Source organism: Bacteroides mucinivorans, from assembly GCF_034654355.2.
Lineage (GTDB): Bacteria > Bacteroidota > Bacteroidia > Bacteroidales > Bacteroidaceae > Bacteroides > Bacteroides nordii.
This window is the reverse complement of record NZ_CP178179.1, coordinates 4760722-4780528: the sequence shown is the minus strand read 5'-3', so window position 1 is coordinate 4780528 and position 19807 is coordinate 4760722. Positions and strand designations below refer to the sequence as shown.

12 protein-coding genes are annotated in these 19807 nt (G+C 41.0%); 2 read left to right on the top strand and 10 right to left on the bottom strand.

Going from position 1 to position 19807, the window contains the following annotated elements; translation table 11 throughout:
• Positions 1–8: 8 nt before the first annotated feature.
• The 6 genes from VCM39_RS18305 to alaS form a co-directional block, all read right to left on the bottom strand.
• Positions 9–3383 (bottom strand): SusC/RagA family TonB-linked outer membrane protein, encoded by a 3375-nt coding sequence (locus tag VCM39_RS18305; protein WP_322932837.1) that lies wholly within the window; start codon positions 3381–3383, stop codon positions 9–11.
• Between the two features lie 463 nt (positions 3384–3846).
• Entirely contained in the window at positions 3847–6123 is a 2277-nt protein-coding gene (locus VCM39_RS18300; RefSeq protein WP_322932836.1) for a GH92 family glycosyl hydrolase, read from the bottom strand.
• 67 nt (positions 6124–6190) lie between these two features.
• Positions 6191–7189, bottom strand: a complete 999-nt coding sequence (locus VCM39_RS18295; protein ID WP_221650380.1) for a FecR family protein — start codon at positions 7187–7189, stop codon at positions 6191–6193.
• 51 nt (positions 7190–7240) lie between these two features.
• Positions 7241–7795, bottom strand: a complete 555-nt coding sequence (locus VCM39_RS18290) for an RNA polymerase sigma-70 factor (RefSeq protein WP_002559281.1) — start codon at positions 7793–7795, stop codon at positions 7241–7243.
• A gap of 16 nt (positions 7796–7811) precedes the next feature.
• Complete coding sequence (locus VCM39_RS18285) at positions 7812–10028, bottom strand: GH92 family glycosyl hydrolase (RefSeq protein ID WP_322932835.1); 2217 nt, start codon at positions 10026–10028, stop codon at positions 7812–7814.
• Positions 10029–10223: 195 nt separating this feature from the next.
• The gene (gene alaS / locus VCM39_RS18280) at positions 10224–12842 is read right to left on the bottom strand and encodes an alanine--tRNA ligase (protein WP_221650382.1); all 2619 of its coding nucleotides are present in this window, start codon (positions 12840–12842) and stop codon (positions 10224–10226) included.
• A 192-nt stretch (positions 12843–13034) separates the two neighbouring features.
• Between alaS and VCM39_RS18275 the strand changes: the two genes are divergently transcribed.
• Together VCM39_RS18275 and VCM39_RS18270 are read left to right on the top strand one after the other, a co-directional pair.
• A complete protein-coding gene (locus VCM39_RS18275; RefSeq protein WP_221650383.1) occupies positions 13035–14003 on the top strand; it encodes a M23 family metallopeptidase in 969 nt (322 codons plus the stop codon).
• Between the two features lie 2 nt (positions 14004–14005).
• Positions 14006–14350: a MerR family transcriptional regulator gene (locus VCM39_RS18270; protein WP_002559285.1), complete on the top strand. Its 345-nt coding sequence runs from the start codon at positions 14006–14008 to the stop codon at positions 14348–14350.
• Positions 14351–14393: 43 nt separating this feature from the next.
• On the opposite strand, the gene VCM39_RS18265 is transcribed toward VCM39_RS18270, so the two are convergent.
• The 4 genes from VCM39_RS18265 to VCM39_RS18250 all read right to left on the bottom strand — a co-directional run bounded on the left by VCM39_RS18265 (position 14394) and on the right by VCM39_RS18250 (position 19800).
• The gene (locus VCM39_RS18265; RefSeq protein WP_221650384.1) at positions 14394–16643 is read right to left on the bottom strand and encodes a RelA/SpoT family protein; all 2250 of its coding nucleotides are present in this window, start codon (positions 16641–16643) and stop codon (positions 14394–14396) included.
• A gap of 68 nt (positions 16644–16711) precedes the next feature.
• Complete coding sequence (locus VCM39_RS18260; RefSeq protein ID WP_322932834.1) at positions 16712–18007, bottom strand: lytic transglycosylase domain-containing protein; 1296 nt, start codon at positions 18005–18007, stop codon at positions 16712–16714.
• A 26-nt stretch (positions 18008–18033) separates the two neighbouring features.
• A complete protein-coding gene (locus VCM39_RS18255; RefSeq protein ID WP_322932833.1) occupies positions 18034–18909 on the bottom strand; it encodes a DUF5683 domain-containing protein in 876 nt (291 codons plus the stop codon).
• Positions 18910–19800 carry a ParB/RepB/Spo0J family partition protein gene (locus VCM39_RS18250; protein ID WP_002559289.1) on the bottom strand — a complete coding sequence of 297 codons (891 nt, stop codon included), beginning with the start codon at positions 19798–19800 and terminating at the stop codon, positions 18910–18912.
• Positions 19801–19807: the final 7 nt, after the last annotated feature.

Genomic DNA, 19807 nt, shown 5'->3' with positions numbered 1-19807 from the left:
TTAGAATTTTAGAAACCAACATTGATACTGAAACCAAAAGTACGTGAGTAGGGCAGTGATGAGAAATCAAGTGCCTGTGAGAACATACTTGTGTCATATCCACCTTCCGGGCTTGTTCCGGGGGTATGTTTCATCAGATATGCCAGATTTCGTCCAACGAATGATACTCTCAGACTGGAAACAGGCGTTTTTCTTAAAAGCAGGCTTGGGAAAGAGTATCCGAACGAAATTTCTTTCAGACGAATGAAAGATGCATCATAAACAAATTCTTCTGCAACAGCCTGCTGACGTCCGCCTACTGCCTGATAAAATAGTTGGGCATCAATTCTTTGTGTGTTGACAGTACCATCTTCATTCACTCCCGGCAATAGTAGTTCGCCTCTTTGTTCCGTACGTTTGGAAATACCATGGCTGGTAGCGATTGCTTCGGATACGGAAACCACATCTCCTCCGAATTTCATGTCGAATAAAGCCGACAGGGTGAAGCCTTTATAAGTGAAGCTGGGAGTTACAGACATTAGTAAGTCCGGCTGTATGTTACCAATCGGATGGTCGAGGCTGTACTGCTCATCTGTTGTAAATACAGGTACTCCGTTCTTCATTATTATCTGACCGTTTTCGTCTCTTTTATACATTCGCTTGGCATAGATATCGCCTAATTTGCCTCCTTCTACTGCACCCACATATACAGGCATGAATTGATCGCCTTCAAAATAGATATGCTTTTTCTTTTCATTCAGTTCCTTTACAGTCGATGTGTTGTGAGAAAGATTTACGTTCAGATTGAATGTGAAATCTTTTGTTTGTACAGGAGTCGCATAGATCATGGCTTCGACACCTTTATTGACGATTAATCCGGAATTGATCCAGCGGAGCTTCCAGGGAGCAGCTTCCGGAATCGTCATAATCTGGTCAGTAGTTCGGGTATAATAATAGGTAAAGTCGAATCCTAAACGATTATTTAAGAATTTCATATCTAACCCGGCTTCGTAAGACCAGGATGTTTCAGGTCTCAGATTGTTGTTGGCCTTGGTCGATGATAATTCCGGTTTTGTAGCCTGTCCTTTCAGATATCCACCTTCCCATCGGTTATAAATTGCGTATGGAGGAGCGTCTTTACCTACCTTAGCTGCTGAAAGGCGTACTTTGGCGAAAGTTATCCATTCGGGCATTTTATTCCAATGTGTACGGACAAAGTCGGATGCAACAAATCCCAGATTGAAGGAGGGATAGAAGTAAGAATTATTATCCTTTGGCAATGTTGATGACCAGTCATTACGGGCTGTAATATCCAGAGATACATACTCATTGTAAGCCATCTGTACAGAACCGAATACAGAATTGGTAGCTCTGCGCCAACCGTTTTCTGTTACGTTGTTGATATTATTGGCAAAGTTCCAGTACCATTGGTTCTTGTAGGTCATATTTTCTACATCACCACCGTATATATTCTGGTCACTGTACATAAAGTTGGCACCCGCCATGTAATTAAGCTGGAATTTTTCACCGAATTTATTGTTTCCAATCAGTAGAAATTCTGCATTCGATTCAAAGTGATTCTCTTCCTGACGAGTCAGGCGGTCTTCTTCTATTTCCTGCATTGTATTATATTTCGTACCGTTGGAAAGATCCGATTCTACAATGCGGGTACGATAATAGTCAAATGCGTATTTTGCAGAGAGATACAACCAATCTGTAAAGTTCAGTTTCAGGTTATAGAAACCGAATGCGCGCCAGCGTTCATCCTGATTCTGACGCTGTTTGTTCACGTAATATGGATTCAGGTACTCAGTGGTAGGAGGAGTCCAGTTCACATGAAACTTTTCGGGGGTTGAGTATTGTGACAAGTCAGAAAGGCGTATGTTATTGGGTACAAGGAGCAATTGCGAAACTTCTCCGTATGCACCATAAGTCGGACGGTTTTCTGCTTTCGTGTTTGACAGTGAAACTTTGGCATCCATTGACAGATATTTGTTCATTTTCATACCTGCATTCAGATCGATATTGATTTTGCGCAAAGATTCTCCGGTGAACATACCATCCGCATTTGAATATCCGAAGGAGGTACGGAAGTGTGCATCCTCTTTCATGTTTCCAATGGCTACGCTGTGGTTTTGTGAAAAACCGGTGTTGAAGTAGTCTTTCATTTTACTGCCATAGTTCAAATAGGGTATTTCTGCACCATTCCATGCTGTCTTTAAACTTCCGTCCAATTCAGAACCGAAGCTATATATCGATTGAGGTGAATATTCACCATTATTTCCTTGTCCGTATTTCTTTTGGCGTTCCAGCTCATCAGCAACCTGCGTCCATGTGAAAGTTCCGGAATAATTGACACCAAATCCGTCTTTTCTTGTTCCCTTTTTGGTTGTAACCAGGATCACACCATTACCGGCACGCGACCCATAGAGGGCTGCTGCATTTGGTCCTTTTAATACGGAAATGGATTCAATGTCTTCAGGGTTGATGTCGAATGAAGTGCTACCACGGTCTACTCCACCATACATTGAAGCACCCGAATAACTTTCTTCGGTGAAAGGTACACCATCTACAATCCAGAGAGGTTGGTTGTTGTCTGCTAAAGAAGAGTTACCACGGATGGTGATTTTGGCAGAGCCGCCAAGACCTGTTGTAGATGAGTTGATAGATAATCCGGCTACTTTCCCTTGCAGGGCATTGGCTACCTGAGCATCTCCGGTAGATGTCAGCGCATCCCCTTTTACGTCTTGAACGGCGTACCCAAGCATCTTTTTTTCACGTTTGATGCCCAAAGCGGTCACTACTACCTCATCAATAATCTGGGTGTCGCTTTGCAGGGTCAGGTTGATTATATTCTGTCCTTTGAACGGGATCTCCTGTGACTTATATCCAATATAAGAAAATGTGATAACGGGGTTTACTTCATTGGTTACTAATGCGTAATTTCCATCAAAATCTGTAATTACTCCGTTTGTGGTTCCTTTTACCAGTACATTCACCCCGATCAGTGGTTCACCGGATTCGTCAACGACCTGTCCGCTGATGTTTTTTTCTTTTCCGGTTTGTTGTTCTTTGTTGTTCTGATCCTTTTTCTCAGAAAGATAGATAATATTGTCTTCAATTTTGAAAGTAATATTTTTCCCTTTCAGTACCAGGTTCAAAACATCTTCTACAGCTGCGTTTTTTAATGACAACGGTTCTACTGAAATATCAGACAGTTTATCGTCATAAAAGAACTGAAACTTTGACTGTGCCTGGATCTGTTGAATAATGCTTTTTAAGGTAGTATGAGGTGTATTAAGGTTCAACTGAGCCATGCTCCATTGCACCGGAACTACCATGAGTAAAAGAATCAATAAAGCTCGGCATAATTTGGAGCTTCGAAAAGAATGATTGCTTTTCATACAAAAAATTTAATGGTTATACAATTGTTATATCTTAATCCTTAGAGGTATTATTATCCCCGTTTATATATGAAACAATAATGACGAAAATAACACTTACTGTAAATCTGTGTTTTTTTAAAATAAACTTTGTTTTTGTCCGGATATGGGGTCTCCGGCTGTCAGAACTTATATAATATGGCTTTTCCTAACGGGAGATACGTTTGGTCTTGCATTGTTTCATTCTGTTTCATTAGTCTGAGAATTTTGTTTCAATAGGTTGAGAAACTTTTCTCAATAGGTTGAGAAAGTTGTTTCAATACGATGAAACAAAATTCTCAAAGCATTGAAACAACAATAAGGTATAATGCGAATCACTCCCTTTACCTGCAAGCGTCATAAAACGTTTGAGAGTAAAGGGAGTGAATAGAAACTATCGCTGTGATATTACACGTGGACCGATAGTTTTAGTTCGGATGAGTTATTAATTCTTTTTCTCTTTTGAGAAGGAGTAAGGGAAATCAGCAGGTTGCGTACCTCTTTGCAAATTGGGTTGACTGCCCATATTGCATTTTATGACTCCACCTTTGAGTATATCTCCATGCTTCAGGTAATTCTTTGTATAGTCAGTACCATCAAACAGGAGTGATTCTATATATATATTATCATTATTGTTGTCAGGGGCATCAATTACCAGATTGTTGCCATTCTCCAGATGGAGAGTTGCTTTCTTGAATAACGGTGCGCCAAGTACATATTCGTCTGTCCCGGGACATACAGGATAGAAGCCTAATGCAGAGAACACATACCATGCCGATGTCTGTCCGTTGTCTTCATCTCCGCAATAACCGTCAGGACCGGGAGTGTACATGCGATTCATAACCTGGCGCAACCAGTATTGGGCTTTCCAGGGTTGTCCGGCATAGTTATATAGATAGATCATATGCTGAATGGGTTGATTGCCATGTGCATAGTTACCCATATTCATAACTGTCATTTCACGTATTTCGTGAATCACTTGTCCATAATAGCTTTCATCAAACAAGGGAGGAACGGCAAACACGGAATCCAGCATGTTGACAAATGATGTTTCACCTCCCATAAGGTCTATTAATCCTTGCGGATCGTGAAATACAGACCAGGAGTAGTGCCAGCTATTGCCTTCGGTGAATGCATCTCCCCATTTCAGTGGTGAGAAAGGAGATTGGAACTGACCATTTTTATTGCGTCCGCGCATCAGATTGGATTCTTTGTCGAACACGTTACGGTAGTTCATGGCACGCTGTGCAAAAAGCTTTTGTTCCTTCTTAGGACGGTTTAGTGTTTTGGCAAGCTGGTAAATACACCAGTCATTGTATGCATATTCCAGTGTACGGGCCGTGTTCTCATTGATCTTTACATCGTAGGGCACATATCCCAGTTTGTTGTAATATTCGTGTCCCAGGCGGCCTGTGGATGATATTTGGGGATGAACATTTTCGGTACCGTGTATGAGTCCCTCGTACAATGTTTTTACATCATCTACCTTTACACCTTTCATATATGCATCTACGAGCACCGAAGCGGAATTGTTTCCAATCATGCAACCCCTGTGTCCCGGACTTGCCCATTCGGGGAAGAAGCCACTTTCTTTATATGTATTGATAAGACCTTCCTGCATCTCTTTATTCATGGATGGATACATTAGGTTAAGAAAGGGAAACAGGCAACGGAATGTATCCCAAAATCCAGTATCCGTATACATATAGCCCGGTAGTACTTCACCGTTGTATGGGCTGTAGTGAACAGGATTACCATTGGCATCCAACTCGTAGAATTTACGTGGGAAAAGAAGTGAACGATAGAGGCATGAATAGAATGTGCGGTACTGGTCGAGATCTCCACCTTCCACTTCTATTTTACCCAAAACTTCGTTCCAGGCATCTTTACCCTTTTGCACAAGCGCATTGAAGCTGTCGTTACCGAGCTCTTGCAGATTTAACATCGCTTGTTCCGGACTGATAAATGAAGAAGCTATACGGGCGTGCACAATTTCTCCTTTTTGGGTTTTGAAACCAATGACAGCTCCTGTGTGGTCTGCCGTTTGTTCAAGTACATTTTCGTTTAGAGATTGATTGGCAAAGGTAGCCTTGTATGTGAAAGGTTTATCGAATTCGATAACGAAATAATTTTTGAAATTCTGAGGAACACCGCCACTGTTACGGGTTGTATAACCAATAACTTTGTTTTGTTCAGGTAATACTTTTATGTATGAACCTTTGTCGAAAGCATCTACAACAATGTAGGAGTGTTCATTCTCCGGGAAGGTGAAGCGGAAAAGAACCGCACGCTCCGTTGGAGTCATCTCAGTAACAACGTCATGTTCGGCAAGGTATACTTTATAATAGTGCGGACGGGCTACTTCTCCCTTATGTGAAAACCAGCTGGCACGTTTTTCTTCATCAAACTCCGGCTTGCCAACAACGGGCATGATAGAAAACTGGCCATAGTCGTTAATCCATGGACTGGGTTGATGAGTTTGTTTGAAACCACGAATTTTATTGGCTGTATAAACGTACTGCCATCCGTTACCCATCTTACCGGTTTGAGGAGTCCAGAAGTTCATTCCCCAGGGCCGGGATATGGCAGGATAGGTATTCCCGGTTGACAGTTCATAGCTGGACTGAGTCCCCATCAGGGGATTGACATATTGTGTCCAGTCTTTTGCCTGAATAAAGAGTGTGCTACTTATAGCACAGATTAATAAAATAAGTCTCTTCATAATACTATGAATTTAGTGTTTTATGATGTGTATTAAAATTAGGGCAAAGATAATAATTGATTTTTTTCTATTTACTTTGAGCTGATATAAATATATTGTTCCCTACAATCTTATAGTCAATTGGAATTGAATTCTTTAATGAGTTTAAGACAGACTCTATGCTGTCTTTTCTTTTTAATACACCCGAGTATGTGTTGTCTATTTTTATATCGGGGGCCAGAATGATTTTTACGTCATAGAAACGTTCCAGCGTTTTTACAATGCCGTAAATATCTGCTTTCTCAAAAGGTATCAGATTGTCATGCCATACTGCATCCAGTTTGCTGTCTACCTGTTTTACAATTAACCGTTTTGTAGCTCTGTTTAGTTCGGCCTTCTGTCCCGGAGAAAGAATAACCATTCCTTCGTCATTGTTTCCTTTTACTTCAATTTCACCTTCAATCAATGTTGCTTCGGCTGATGTACATGCTTTGTTACATTTGAAATTGAAAGTGGTTCCCAATACTCTGACTCTCATGGCTTCACTTTGTACAATAAATGGTTTTGCCCGATTCTTGGTTACTTCAAAGTAAGCTTCACCTTCCAGGTAGACATTTCGTTCCTTTGCAGAGAATGTCCGGGGATATTTTAATGTGGCCGATTGATTCAGCCATACTTTTGTACCATCCGGTAGTTGTATTTCTTCTACATTTCCATCGGATGCTGCAACTATTACCAGATTGCTGTTCAGGTCACTGTTGTAAATCCAGTAGCCTGCTCCCGTACCAGTTAGTAGGATAAGGGTGATAATAGCTGCATATTTCATCCAGTGCTGAATTCGTAATACCTTGTTTTGTTTTCTCTCTTCCTCGGTCAGTCTCTTATATAATTTCTTTTCAGCCAGATCCATCTTCCTTTTGTCAGAAGCATGGTTTTCTCGGCCCAGATGGTATATTTCTTCCATCCGGAATAGCTTACGTGCATTCTCATCTGATTCTTTTATCCAGAGATTAACCTGAATAAGTTCCTCTTCGGTACATTTTCCCATTAGGAACTTAGCTATTACTTCTTCGCTGAGATTATTCATTTTTTCTTTCATTATATAAATAGGAACAACTCAATCAATAAAAACACTTACTTATCTTAGAAAAAATAAGATGAATAAGAATATTAGATGATCCAGGCGTCCGCGTAGATATTTTAGTGCTTTGTACATGTGTGCTTCTATTGTACGTAGCGAGACGCCCATTGCATCTGCTATTTCCCTGTTTTTCATATCGTGCAAATAGCTCAGCTTGAATACCTCTTTGCATTTGTCAGGGAGTTCATTAATTGCATCATAAATTTCTTTTCTTAATTCACGGTCTTCTATTCGCCGGATTACTTCGTTATTATCCGGTTGATAGAATTCAACACGTTTCTGGTTAATTTCTTCTACTATTGCAATATATCCGCTTTCAATGTTTCGATGCTTTAATACATTGAGCGAACGGGTATATACAGCCCGATAGAGGAATGCTTGTATTTGTTCCCCTATCTCCATGGAATCTCTGCGTTTCCAAAGTTCTACAAAGACATCTTGTACTACATCTTCTGCTTCCTCTTCACCTACCAGACGTGTAGCGTAGAAGAGCAGATTGGGATAGTACTTACGAAAAAGAGCTTTGTAAGTGATATCAAAATCGTCCTTCATTCATAGTATTTTTAGGTTACTTATACCATACCGGACCGGGGGTATTACCCATTTCAAATTCAAGAGTTGCACCTTCCATGATCTGTTCGTGGGTGATGTAACTTTTATTATGAGGTTTACCGTCAAGTTTGGCAGCTTGTATATAAATATTCTCTTTACTGACAGTGGGAGCGAGTACTGTAAATGTATTACCGTTTGACAGGTGCATCTGCATTTCCGGAAAAAGAGGAGTACCAATTTCGTATTTTCCGGAAACAGGATCTACCGGATAGAATCCCATTGCACTGAACACATACCAGGCGGACATTTGCCCACAGTCTTCGTTTCCACAAAGTCCGGCAGGAGAGTTCTGATAAAGCTCATGCATCACTTTGGCTGCGTATTGTTGAGTTTTCCAGGGCTGTTCTACAGCATTATACAGATAAATAACGTGATGGCTGGGTTCGTTGCCATGCGCATACTGACCGATCATACCGGTACTGAATATAGGCAGTTCATCATCTGCTGAAGGATGATAAGTGAACATGCTATCCAGCTTTTGAGCAAAACGCTCTTTACCACCGGTAAGGGTGATAAGTCCGTCGACATCCTGTTGTACAGACCAGAAGTATTGCCATCCGTTACTCTCGCAGATATGCGGGGTATATTCGTTTGGTGAGAAGTTTTTGATAAAGTTTCCTTTATCATCTTTGGGTTGCATGAAAGAAGTTGCAGGGTTGTACAGGTTTTTATAGTTTAGAGAACGTTTGTAGAATTCGTCAGCGATCTCCTTTTTGCCCATCTTTTCTGCCATTTTGGCAATACAGTAGTCATCATATGCATATTCCAGTGTTTTAGATAAAGACCAGTTTTCTGCATTGTAGCTGTCTGCAATATTATAGGGGACATAACCTAATTTTTTATATACCCCGATACCCCGATAATTGTCAATGTTGGCAGTAGCTATACAGGCCTCCAACGCTTTTTCCGGGTCCACATCTGTTATTCCTTTCAAATAAGCATCAACGATAACGGGCACGGCATGATAACCAATCATCATGTCTGTTTCACTTCCATAGAAATTCCATACCGGTAAGCGTTTGTTTTGCTCGTAGAAAGCAATGAAAGATTTTACCATGTCGTTAGCACGTTCCGGTTCGGTATAGGTAAAAAGAGGATGTGCTGCGCGGAAAGTGTCCCATAGAGAAAAGGTACTGTAATTTACCCATCCGTCGGTCTTGTGAGTTTTTTTATCCGGGCCGTAATAAGTCCCGTCTACATCACTGTAAATAGTAGGAGCGATCATCGAATGATAAAGTGCTGTATAGAAGTTTACTTTATCATCGGTGCTATTACTTACTATCTCAATTTTAGAAAGTTGCCTGTTCCAGTTATCGTGGGTAAGATTGCGGTATTTGTCAAAGTTGTCATCGGGCACTTCTGATAATAAATTTTTAGCCGCTCCTTTCGCACTTACACCGGAAATCGCTGTACTGACGATGATTTGTTCACCTTTCTGTGTGTCAAAGTCAAAACGAGCTATAGTGGCTGTTCCGATATGATTACCATCTTTTACAATAGCAGTAGTGTCTATTTGTACAGATGTGAAAGGCTTTGAAAAACGGGTACGGAAATAAATATGTTGGTCACGTGCCCATCCGTCGGAAAAACGATAACCTTGTATCGTGACAGAGTCCACTATTTCAACCTGGGTATCATTGGTAGAGTCCCAGTTCATAGCTTTTTTCAGATTGAGGAAGATAGTGGCTTTGGCTTCGGGAAAGGTATAACGCTGAATACCGCAACGTTCGGTAGCAGTAAGCTCTACATTGATGTTGTAGTCTTTTAATAATACCTGATAATAGCCGGCTGTTGCCGATTCATCGTTATGAGAGAATTTAGAGTGTATTCCTAATGGGGCTTCTGCTTCTTTATAAGGCAGGGTGACAGGCATAAAAGAAATATCATACAAATCACCGGCACCTGTGCCTGATAAGTGAGTGTGACTGAAACCGGCAATGGTACTATCCGGATAAAAGTACCCCGATATGCGGTCCCATCCGGGAAGTCCGTTATCCGGGCTGAGTTGAACCATGCCAAACGGAGCTTGTGCCCCGGGATATGTGTTGCCAGTGAAATCAGTACCAATGAAAGGATTGACATATTGGGTGTAGTCTGTAGATGCTTTTTCTTGAGAAGAAGTGCAAGCTGTGAGGATTAATACAAGGAGGAGAGGTGTATAGAGTGCTTTCATACAATGGGTGTTAGTGATTAACATCGTTTCAAAGCACAAATTTAAAAAATATAAGATGAATAAGTGACATAAAGTTAGAACTTTGTAGTTAATAAATAGAGGATTTTTCCTGTTTGGAGGATATAAAGAGAAAAAAAGAGGGGTGTACCATTCGATTTGTTGGTACACCCCTTACTTTTTATTTGATTTTTAGATTTAAATTCCAGCTAATTCCAGCACTTTTTCCACTGCCGCATTTAATCCGTCCGGATTCTTACCACCGGCAGTTGCAAAGTGAGGTTGTCCACCACCGCCACCTTGAATCAGTTTAGCAGCTTCTTTCACCAGATTTCCGGCTTTCAATCCGCTGGCTACAAGATTATCACTGATCATGACTGTTAGCATTGGTTTTTCATGATCAAGAGTACCAGCTACGAAGAATAGGTTTTCTGTAATCTCTCCACGGAGCTGGAAAGCAATGTTTTTCACTGTTTCAGCAGGTATGGGAGCACAGAATCTAATGACTTTGAAACCATTGATTTCTTGTACGTTCTTTAGTAGGCGTTCTTTTACCGAGGCCTCTTTTTCTTTCATAAAGTCTTCCAACTGCTTCTTTAATCCGGCATTTTCATCAATATACTTGCGGATTGCGATACCCAGATCGGGAGTATTATTGAAAAGAGCTCTAAGATCATTCAGTGTATCTTGTATGGTATCCAGCATTTCTTCCACTCTTGCACCTGTATAAGCTTCAATACGGCGTACTCCAGCAGCGACAGAACTTTCAGAAATGATCTTTATCATACCAATGCTTCCGGTAGCGGCAACATGTATACCACCACAAAATTCGATCGATGATCCGAATTGGATAACACGAACTCTGTCACCGTACTTCTCACCAAATAAAGCAATAGCACCCAGCTCTTTAGCTTCTTCAATAGGAATGTTGCGATATTCTTTGAGAGGAATATTGGCACGTATTTTGGCATTCACAAGGTGTTCTACCCGACGCATTTCTTCATCTGTTACTTTTTGGAAATGAGAGAAGTCGAAACGTAGAGATTCAGGTGTTACCAATGATCCTTTTTGTTCTACATGTTCACCTAAAACTTCGCGCAGTGCTTCGTCCAGCAAGTGGGTGGCAGAGTGATTGGCTGCACAGGCAGCACGTTTATCTGTATCTACGCACGCCATCATAGGAGCTTCCAGATGTTCCGGTAGTTTCTTGGTGAAATGGATGGGCAGGTTATTTTCCTTTTTAGTATCAATAATCTCTATCGTCTCAAATTCACTTACCAATACGCCGGTGTCACCTACCTGACCACCACTTTCGGCATAGAAAGGAGTACTGTCAAGTACGATCTGATAGAGGGTCTGATTTTTTTGTTTGATCTGGCGATAACGGAGGATTGATACTTCATATTCAGTATAATCATAACCAACGAACTCACTGGTTCCTTCTTTCAGGATAATCCAGTCACCTGTCTCTACTGCGGCAGCATTACGGGCACGTTGTTTTTGCTGTTGCATTTCGGCATCAAATTCTTCGATGTTCACAGTCATATTATTCTCACGGAGAATTAATTCTGTAAGGTCAAGAGGGAAACCGAATGTATCGTATAGAGTAAAAGCATCTTTTCCGCTGATTTCTGTCTTTCCGCTTGCTTTGGCATCGGCCATAGTCTTGTCAAGCAGACGGATACCTGTTTCCAAAGTACGCAGGAAGGCTTCTTCTTCTTCCTTGATAACTTTTTCAATTAATCCTTTTTGTGCAATCAATTCCGGATAAGCCTCACCCATATTTTCGATTAATACCGGAAGGAGTTTGTACATAAATGCCTGTTTTTGTCCGAGGAAAGTATATCCGTAACGAACAGCACGGCGTAGAATGCGGCGGATTACATAACCGGCTTTTGCATTTGACGGCAATTGGCCATCTGTAATAGAAAAGGCTATCGTACGAATGTGGTCGGCAATAACACGCATCGCCACATCTTGTTGTTTATCTTTTCCATATTCAACACCAGCCATCTGTGCAATAGCTTTGATCATTGGCTGGAATACGTCCGTATCATAGTTGGATGTTTTGCCTTGTAATGCCATGCAGAGACGTTCAAAGCCCATACCTGTATCAATAACTTTGGCAGGAAGTGCTTCGAGGCTGCCATCGGCTTTACGATTATATTGCATAAACACAAGATTCCAGATCTCGATTACTTGAGGATGGTCATGATTAACAAGGTCACGACCGGAAATCTTAGCACGTTCTTCTGCCGGGCGAAGGTCTATGTGAATCTCTGAACAAGGACCGCAAGGACCGGTGTCACCCATTTCCCAGAAGTTATCATGTTTGTTGCCGTTGATGATGTGGTCTTTCGGAAGGAATTGTTCCCAGTAAGAAGCAGCTTCGTTGTCCCGTTCCAGTCCCTCTTCGGGGCTACCTTCAAATACTGTAGCATACAAATATTCCGGATTCAGTTTCAATACATCTACCAAATATTCCCATGCCCAACTGATGGCTTCTTTTTTGAAATAATCACCAAATGACCAGTTACCCAGCATCTCAAACATGGTGTGATGGTATGTGTCATGTCCCACCTCTTCAAGATCATTGTGCTTTCCGCTTACGCGAAGACATTTCTGTGAGTCCGCAACTCTGTGGTATTTTGCCGGGTGGTTACCTAAAATAATATCTTTAAACTGATTCATCCCCGCATTGGTGAACATGAGGGTTGGATCATCTTTAATCACCATTGGAGCCGATGGAACAATCTGATGTCCTTTCGACTCAAAGAAATTCTTGAATGAATCTCTGGTCTCTTTTGCAGTCAACATATATCTTTTTAGCTTTGTTAGTTTTTCAGACTTCAAGTTTTTAAGTTTATACTGAATGTATGGAAAGAGTTCTTTGAAGATCTTAATAACTTAAAAAGTAAAGAACTCAAAAATATAAAAACTTAAAAAACAGTGCAAAGATAGCTTGTTTTTATTATTTTTGCCCCATTAACCATCGAAATATTTCCTAAGATGCGCAAAGTTTACTACATCTATAATCCGCGAACACAGACCTACGACCGAATTTATCCTACTGTCCGGCAACGGGCATTGAGTATTCTCCGTCGTCTTTTTATCGGTATGGGACTGGGAGCCGGTAGTTTTATTGTACTGTTGCTCATTTTCGGTTCTCCTTCCGAAAAAGAGCTGAGGATGGAAAACAGTCGTTTACAGGCACAATACAATGTGCTTTCTCGTCGGCTGGATGATGCGCTGGGAGTATTGCAGGATGTACAGCAGCGTGATGATAACTTATATCGTGTTATTTTACAAGCTGATCCGGTGTCTCCGGCTATTCGTAAAGCGGGATATGGCGGTACTAATCGTTATGAAGCGCTGATGGATATGGTAAATTCTAAATTGGTTGTGAATACTACACAAAAATTAGATTTACTTACTAAACAATTATATATCCAGTCTAAATCGTTTGATGATGTAGTGGCAATGTGCAAAAATCAGGATGAAATGCTTAGATGTATGCCGGCCATTCAGCCGATTTCGAATAAAGACTTAAAGAAGACGGCTTCCGGATACGGAACACGTATTGACCCTATTTATGGTACTGCTAAGTTCCATGCCGGTATGGATTTCTCTGCCAATCCCGGGACAGATGTGTATGCTACCGGAGATGGAGTGGTTGTTAAGATGGGGTGGGAGACTGGGTATGGTAATACGATTGAAATAGACCATGGCTTTGGATATCGCACACGGTATGCTCATCTCAGAGAATACAGAACGAAACTTGGAAAAAAGGTAGTACGTGGTGAAGTTATTGCCGGAGTAGGGAGTACAGGTAAAAGCACGGGACCTCATTTGCATTATGAAGTACACTTTAAAGGGCAGGTGATGAATCCGGTGAATTATTATTTTATGGATTTGAGTGCGGAAGATTATGATAAGATGATTCAATTGGCCGCTAACCACGGTAAAGTATTTGACTAAAGATGGGCATTAATACAGATAAGAATTTTAAGTTATATTATTCGATCGCTGAGGTTGCAGAGATGTTTGATGTAAATCAGTCTTTGCTTCGTTTTTGGGAGAAAGAATTTCCTCAGATTGCGCCTAAGACAAGTGGGCGGGGGGTACGTCAGTACCGTAAGGAAGATGTGGATACTATTGCGCTAATTTATCATTTGGTAAAGGAGAAAGGAATGACTCTGCCTGGTGCACGTCAGAAATTAAAAGATAATGGAGAGGCTACCATTCGTAACTTCGAAATAGTCAATCGCCTGAAAGATATCAGAGAAGAATTACTGTCTATAAAAAAAGAACTGGACGAACGATAAACGTTGTCCGGTTCTTTAACTTATCATTCGATTTTTAATATTTCTAGTTCTCTACACGCGTTACAGATTTAATATTCTGAATTTTTCGCAGGTTGTCACAGATCGCTTTAACATCATCTACATCGTGTACATAGAGTTGTACTTTCCCTTCAAAGATGCCGTCATTGGTTTCTATATCCAGCTTACGAATGTTTACGTTGAGTTGTCGTGAAATGACTTGAGTGATTTCGTTTAAAAGTCCCATACTATCTATACCTTTGATATAAATATACACAAGGAAAGAGAGTACTTTGTGTGTATCCCACGCAGTGGCAATAATACGGTTGCCGTAACTACTTTTCAGTTTGGCTGCCACCGGACATTGGCGCTTGTGGATGATGACGCGGTCATTTTCGTCTATATATCCCAGGACATCGTCTCCCGGAATAGGATGACAGCATTCTGCTATGATATATTGCTTCTGTAACGCTTCTTCGGTAAGCTTCAATATCTGTTTTGGATTGATAGCTTCTTTTTCCTGTACCTCTTTCTCTTCCGGTTGTTTTTCTTTATTACCTCCCCCAAAAGAGAAAGTCAGGTATTTTTTCCAGTTACTACTTTGCTTTTCTTTTAATTCATTCCTGTCAGCATCTCCCAGAATAATACTTTTGTTCCCTATGGCTACAAAGAGTTCTTCCTCATCCTTCATGTTATGCAATTTGGATAACTTTGCAATGATTACATTATCCGGGCGGATTTCCTCTTTTTTAAGAAATTCGTTAAGAAGCTCTTCTCCTTCTTTCTGGTTAATTTTCCGTTCCTTACGTAGAATAGCTGCTATTTTGGCACGAGCTCGCGCCGTGGTGGCAAATATCTCCCATTGGGGTTGTACACGTTGTGATTTGGACGTTAGAATCTCCACCTGGTCACCACTTTGTAGTTTGTGGCTCAAAGGGACCAGCTTGTGATTTACTTTTGCACCGATACAGTGACTGCCAATGTCTGTATGCAATGAGAAAGCAAAATCCAGTGCAGTAGAATTCTGAGGCATAGTTTTGAGTTCACCTTTTGGTGTGAATACAAATATTTCAGAAGCAAACAGGTTAAGTTTGATTGTATCCAGAAAGTCAATAGCGTCCGGTTGAGGATCATCCAGTATTTCCTTGATGGTTTTCAACCATTTCTCAAGTTCTCCCTCGTCTTCACTACCACCTCCGTCTTTGTATTTCCAATGAGCGGCAAATCCTTGTTCCGCAACGTCATTCATGCGCTCACTACGAATCTGGACTTCAATCCATTGTCCGTTGTTGCCCATCAGGGTAACATGCAGTGCCTGATATCCATTGGCTTTAGGGTGACTTACCCAGTCGCGCAGGCGGTCAGGATGAGGCTTGTATATTTTGGAGATAGATACGTATATATCAAAACAGTCATTTAGCTCTTCTTCCGGATTTCTGGGTTCAAAGATTATACGTACAGCGAGCAGGTCATATATTTCTTCAAAAGGTACATGCTTGGTTTGCATCTTATTCCATATAGAATAAATGGATTTGACGCGTGCCAGTATGCGATATTTTAATCCCATTTTATCCAGTTGCTCCCGGATAGGCGCGGTAAAGTCGTTGAATACCTTGTCTCGCTCGGCAGCAGTGGCATTTAACTTTTCTTCAATTTCCAGATATTCTTCAGGATGTTCATACTTGAAACTGAGGTTCTCCAGTTCTGTTTTTATTTTATACAATCCCAGGCGATTGGCTAAAGGGGCATAGATGTAAAGTGTTTCTCCTGCAATTTTATATTGCTTGTTGGGTAACATGGAGCCCAGTGTACGCATATTGTGCAGACGATCGGCAATCTTAATAAGGATTACACGAATATCGTCCGACATAGTGAGCAATAGCTTCTTAAAGTTTTCTGCCTGAGCCGATGCACGATCGCCAAAGATACCACCGGATATTTTGGTAAGTCCGTCTACAATTTGTGCAATCTTAGGGCCAAAGATGTTCTCAATGTCTTCTACTGTATAATCTGTATCCTCTACGACATCATGAAGTAAGGCTGCACAGATAGAAGTTGAACCTAAACCTATCTCGTTGCATACAATTTTGGCAACTGCTATCGGGTGCATAATATAAGGCTCACCGGAACGGCGTTTAATACCTTTATGTGCCTGATTGGCAAAATTGAATGCTTTTGTTATAATCTCAACACGTTTACGATGCTTGGTTGCAAGATAATCGTTCAGTAATTCCTGAAACGCCTGATCGATCATCTCTTCTTCTGCCAGTTCTTTTGGGGGTATATTAGTATCCATAAATGTCATCTTTTCATTGCTTTCTGCAAAAATAAGCAATTTTCAACTCGATGCAAGCAAAGATGTATTTATTTGTATATTTTCAGTTGTTTTCCAGCCGCAATCTTGGTATTTCGTAGTCCATTCCAGTTTTGAATGTCTTTTACGCGAACTCCATATTTAGCTGCAATGGTTCCCAGTGTTTCCCCACTTTTTATTTTGTGATAGGTGGGTGTTCCTTTTCCGGCAGAAGCTTTTGCCCTTGTATTACTCGGTGGAGTATTATCATTGATAGCAATCGTTTTCCGGTTTCTGAATAACTCATCAGCCCGGTGAGCATAAATAGTATCTTGCTGATCAATAAATATACTGATGTGGCTTTGTGGTAGGCGAAGCGTGTAGGATTTGCTATCTCCCGGAATTATGTTCTTTTTATATTGGGGATTAAGACTTTTGATCTGTTCGATACTAACTCCGCAGATGTCTGCGATCTGTTCAAAGTGCAAATTCTTATTTACTTGAATCGTATCTGTACTGGCAGGAATATTTGTTTCCATTGGGCAAATATTATGATCGCAGTAGTAGGTCATTACATAATTGGCTGCAATAAAAGCCGGTACATATCCGCGAGTCTCTTTGGGTAGGAGATTGTATATATCCCAATAATCTGTTTTTCCGTTTGCGCGGCGTATAGCCTTGTTAATAGTTCCCGGGCCGCAATTATAAGCGGCAATAACAAGGTTCCAGTCACCATATATGGCGTATAACTCTTTCAGATAACGTGCTGCCGCCCAGGTTGCCTTAATCGGGTCACGGCGTTCGTCCACAAGGCTATTTGACTCGAGTCCATACATCTTACCTGTAGCCAGCATAAATTGCCATAAGCCAGAAGCCCCCGCACGGGATACGGCAGAAGGATTTAAGGCTGATTCAATAATAGGCAGATATTTGAGTTCCAGTGGAAGGTTATAGGCATCGAGTGCTTCTTCAAAAATAGGCATGTAAAAGTTGCAGGCACTCAGCATAAAAGAAACTTGATTGCGTAGACGTCCTGCATACATATCAATAAATTTACGTACAATTTCATTATACGGCATTTCCATGATGGCAGGGATACGCGAAAGTCGGTCAATATATACGGAATCACTGAACAGTGGATTCACTTCAGAAGTACTGCAATCTTTACCTAAATCGATATAGTTTTTAGCTTTCCAGTCATTAAGCAGGCTGTCAAGCGGATAAGTCATACTTTTGGGAAGGTCAATACTTTCCTGGCGTTCGGTTCCGTTTTCTTTGATAATAACGTCTACACTTTGTGCTTTTACCTGTGTGCTTGCTAACAGGAAAAAGAGAATAAAGGGGTAATAGTTTTTTAGTTTTTTCATTCTTAGTTGTTGATCTTCAGTTGTTTTTAAAACCTAAAGCTACATTGTACACCTACCGATTTATTCATCGGGCGGAATTGGTCGTTAATAATTGTTGGTTCAACCCGCAGACTTAGATCCGGGGTAATATCAAAATTCGATAATTCTGCATCAACATAAGCGTCGATTACAGAGATCAGATATACGCCGATAAAAGCGAATATACTAAGATCGCGATAGCGACGGAACATATCTTTACGTTTTCGTAAAACTTCTTTGGCCTGACTGTCTGAATAACCTGCAGGAGGCAAAATGTCAAGATGACTGTTGGTTGTTGGGTCACTGTCCATGATATCCAGATAAGCTTGCGAGTAATCTTTGTACATCTTTCCATTCCAGCTTAGTGCATAAGCACATCCGGCAAATCCTCCATAAATAATGGGAAGTTTCCAGAATTTACGATTGTAAATTTGTCCTCCTCCGGGGAAAACGATTGCCAGCCAAGTGGCTTTTGTCGGATTAGGAGTCCATATCTTCTCCGGCAGGGTAGGAGGTACGGTATCTTTGGGTTGAGGTAGAACTACAGTTGTTTCTATCTCTTTGAGATTCTTTTTATTAACCTTATCCAGGCTATCAGCTACTATAGGAGCTACCGCCTGCATTGGGATACTATCTATTTTAAGTGCTGTGATACTATCTCTATTGAGTAGGGCTCTGTTTACGGTCAAAGAATCTTTCTCTGCCGGGCTATTGATTTCGCGGTGCCGGCGCGCACGTGCTTTAGGTGCTTCACGTACTGTTATGGAGTCGTGTGGTGTAACCTTAGCAGGTTCTTGTGCATACACATCAATCCCTGCTACCTGTAGAAAACAGAGGAGCAGGGTGATGATATATGGTTTGTATATCTTATATTTCCTTGTCATTTACTTCTTTAACGTGTCGAAGATTTCCATGATACGTTCCAAATCTTCTTCGTTGTTGAAAGGGATGCTGATTTTACCTTTTCCTTTTTCAGAACAGGTCAACTGTACCTTGGTGTTGAAGAATCCCGAAAGATGTTGCTTTAACATGTTGAATTCTTCGGGTAGTTTGGAACGCTTTGGTGTGATTTTGCGTGTTCCGCTTTTTACGGTTTCTCCTTCGCTCAGTGATTTTACAATCTCTTCTACTTTGCGTACGGAGTAATCGTGCTCCAATATTTCTTCGAATATTTTTACTTGCAGTTTAGGGTCTCCCAACGTAATTAATGCGCGGGCATGTCCCATGTCAATTTGTTTGTTTTGCAATGCCATCTGAATTGGTGCCGGTAATTTCAACAAGCGCAAATAGTTGGCAATAGTAGTACGTTTCTTACCCACTCGTTCGCTGAGACGTTCCTGAGTCAATTCATATTGTTCCAGCAAATGTTGATAGGCAAGGGCTATTTCTACTGCGTTAAGGTCTTCACGCTGAATATTTTCAATCAGCGCCATTTCCATTACGTTTTCATCATCGGCTGTGCGGATATAGGCTGGAATTGTTTTTAGCCCCGCTTTAAGTGAGGCTCTGTAACGGCGTTCTCCAGCAATAATCTGGTATTCATCTTCCGTAAGTTTACGCAATGTGATAGGTTGGATAATACCGATTTCAGAGATAGAATCTGCCAGTTCCTGTAACGCCGTTTCGTCAAACTCCCGACGTGGCTGATTAGGATTAACTGAGATTTGTGACAACTCTATCTCATTAATAGACGAAGAACCTTCGGTCTTTACTTCATCCATTGAAAGCAGAGCGTCTAGCCCGCGGCCTAATGCATTTCTTCTTTGTGTTGCCATATACCTC

Bases quoted from the DNA above. Each gene is read 5' to 3' on its own strand.
- VCM39_RS18305 (WP_322932837.1), bottom strand. From the start codon at position 3,383: ATGAAAAGCAATCATTCTTTTCGAAGCTCCAAATTATGCCGAGCTTTA.
- VCM39_RS18300 (WP_322932836.1), bottom strand. From the start codon at position 6,123: ATGAAGAGACTTATTTTATTAATCTGTGCTATAAGTAGCACACTCTTT.
- VCM39_RS18295 (WP_221650380.1), bottom strand. From the start codon at position 7,189: ATGAATAATCTCAGCGAAGAAGTAATAGCTAAGTTCCTAATGGGAAAA.
- VCM39_RS18290 (WP_002559281.1), bottom strand. From the start codon at position 7,795: ATGAAGGACGATTTTGATATCACTTACAAAGCTCTTTTTCGTAAGTAC.
- VCM39_RS18285 (WP_322932835.1), bottom strand. From the start codon at position 10,028: ATGAAAGCACTCTATACACCTCTCCTCCTTGTATTAATCCTCACAGCT.
- alaS (WP_221650382.1), bottom strand. From the start codon at position 12,842: ATGTTGACTGCAAAAGAGACCAGAGATTCATTCAAGAATTTCTTTGAG.
- VCM39_RS18275 (WP_221650383.1), top strand. From the start codon at position 13,035: ATGCGCAAAGTTTACTACATCTATAATCCGCGAACACAGACCTACGAC.
- VCM39_RS18270 (WP_002559285.1), top strand. From the start codon at position 14,006: ATGGGCATTAATACAGATAAGAATTTTAAGTTATATTATTCGATCGCT.
- VCM39_RS18265 (WP_221650384.1), bottom strand. From the start codon at position 16,643: ATGGATACTAATATACCCCCAAAAGAACTGGCAGAAGAAGAGATGATC.
- VCM39_RS18260 (WP_322932834.1), bottom strand. From the start codon at position 18,007: ATGAAAAAACTAAAAAACTATTACCCCTTTATTCTCTTTTTCCTGTTA.
- VCM39_RS18255 (WP_322932833.1), bottom strand. From the start codon at position 18,909: ATGACAAGGAAATATAAGATATACAAACCATATATCATCACCCTGCTC.
- VCM39_RS18250 (WP_002559289.1), bottom strand. From the start codon at position 19,800: ATGGCAACACAAAGAAGAAATGCATTAGGCCGCGGGCTAGACGCTCTG.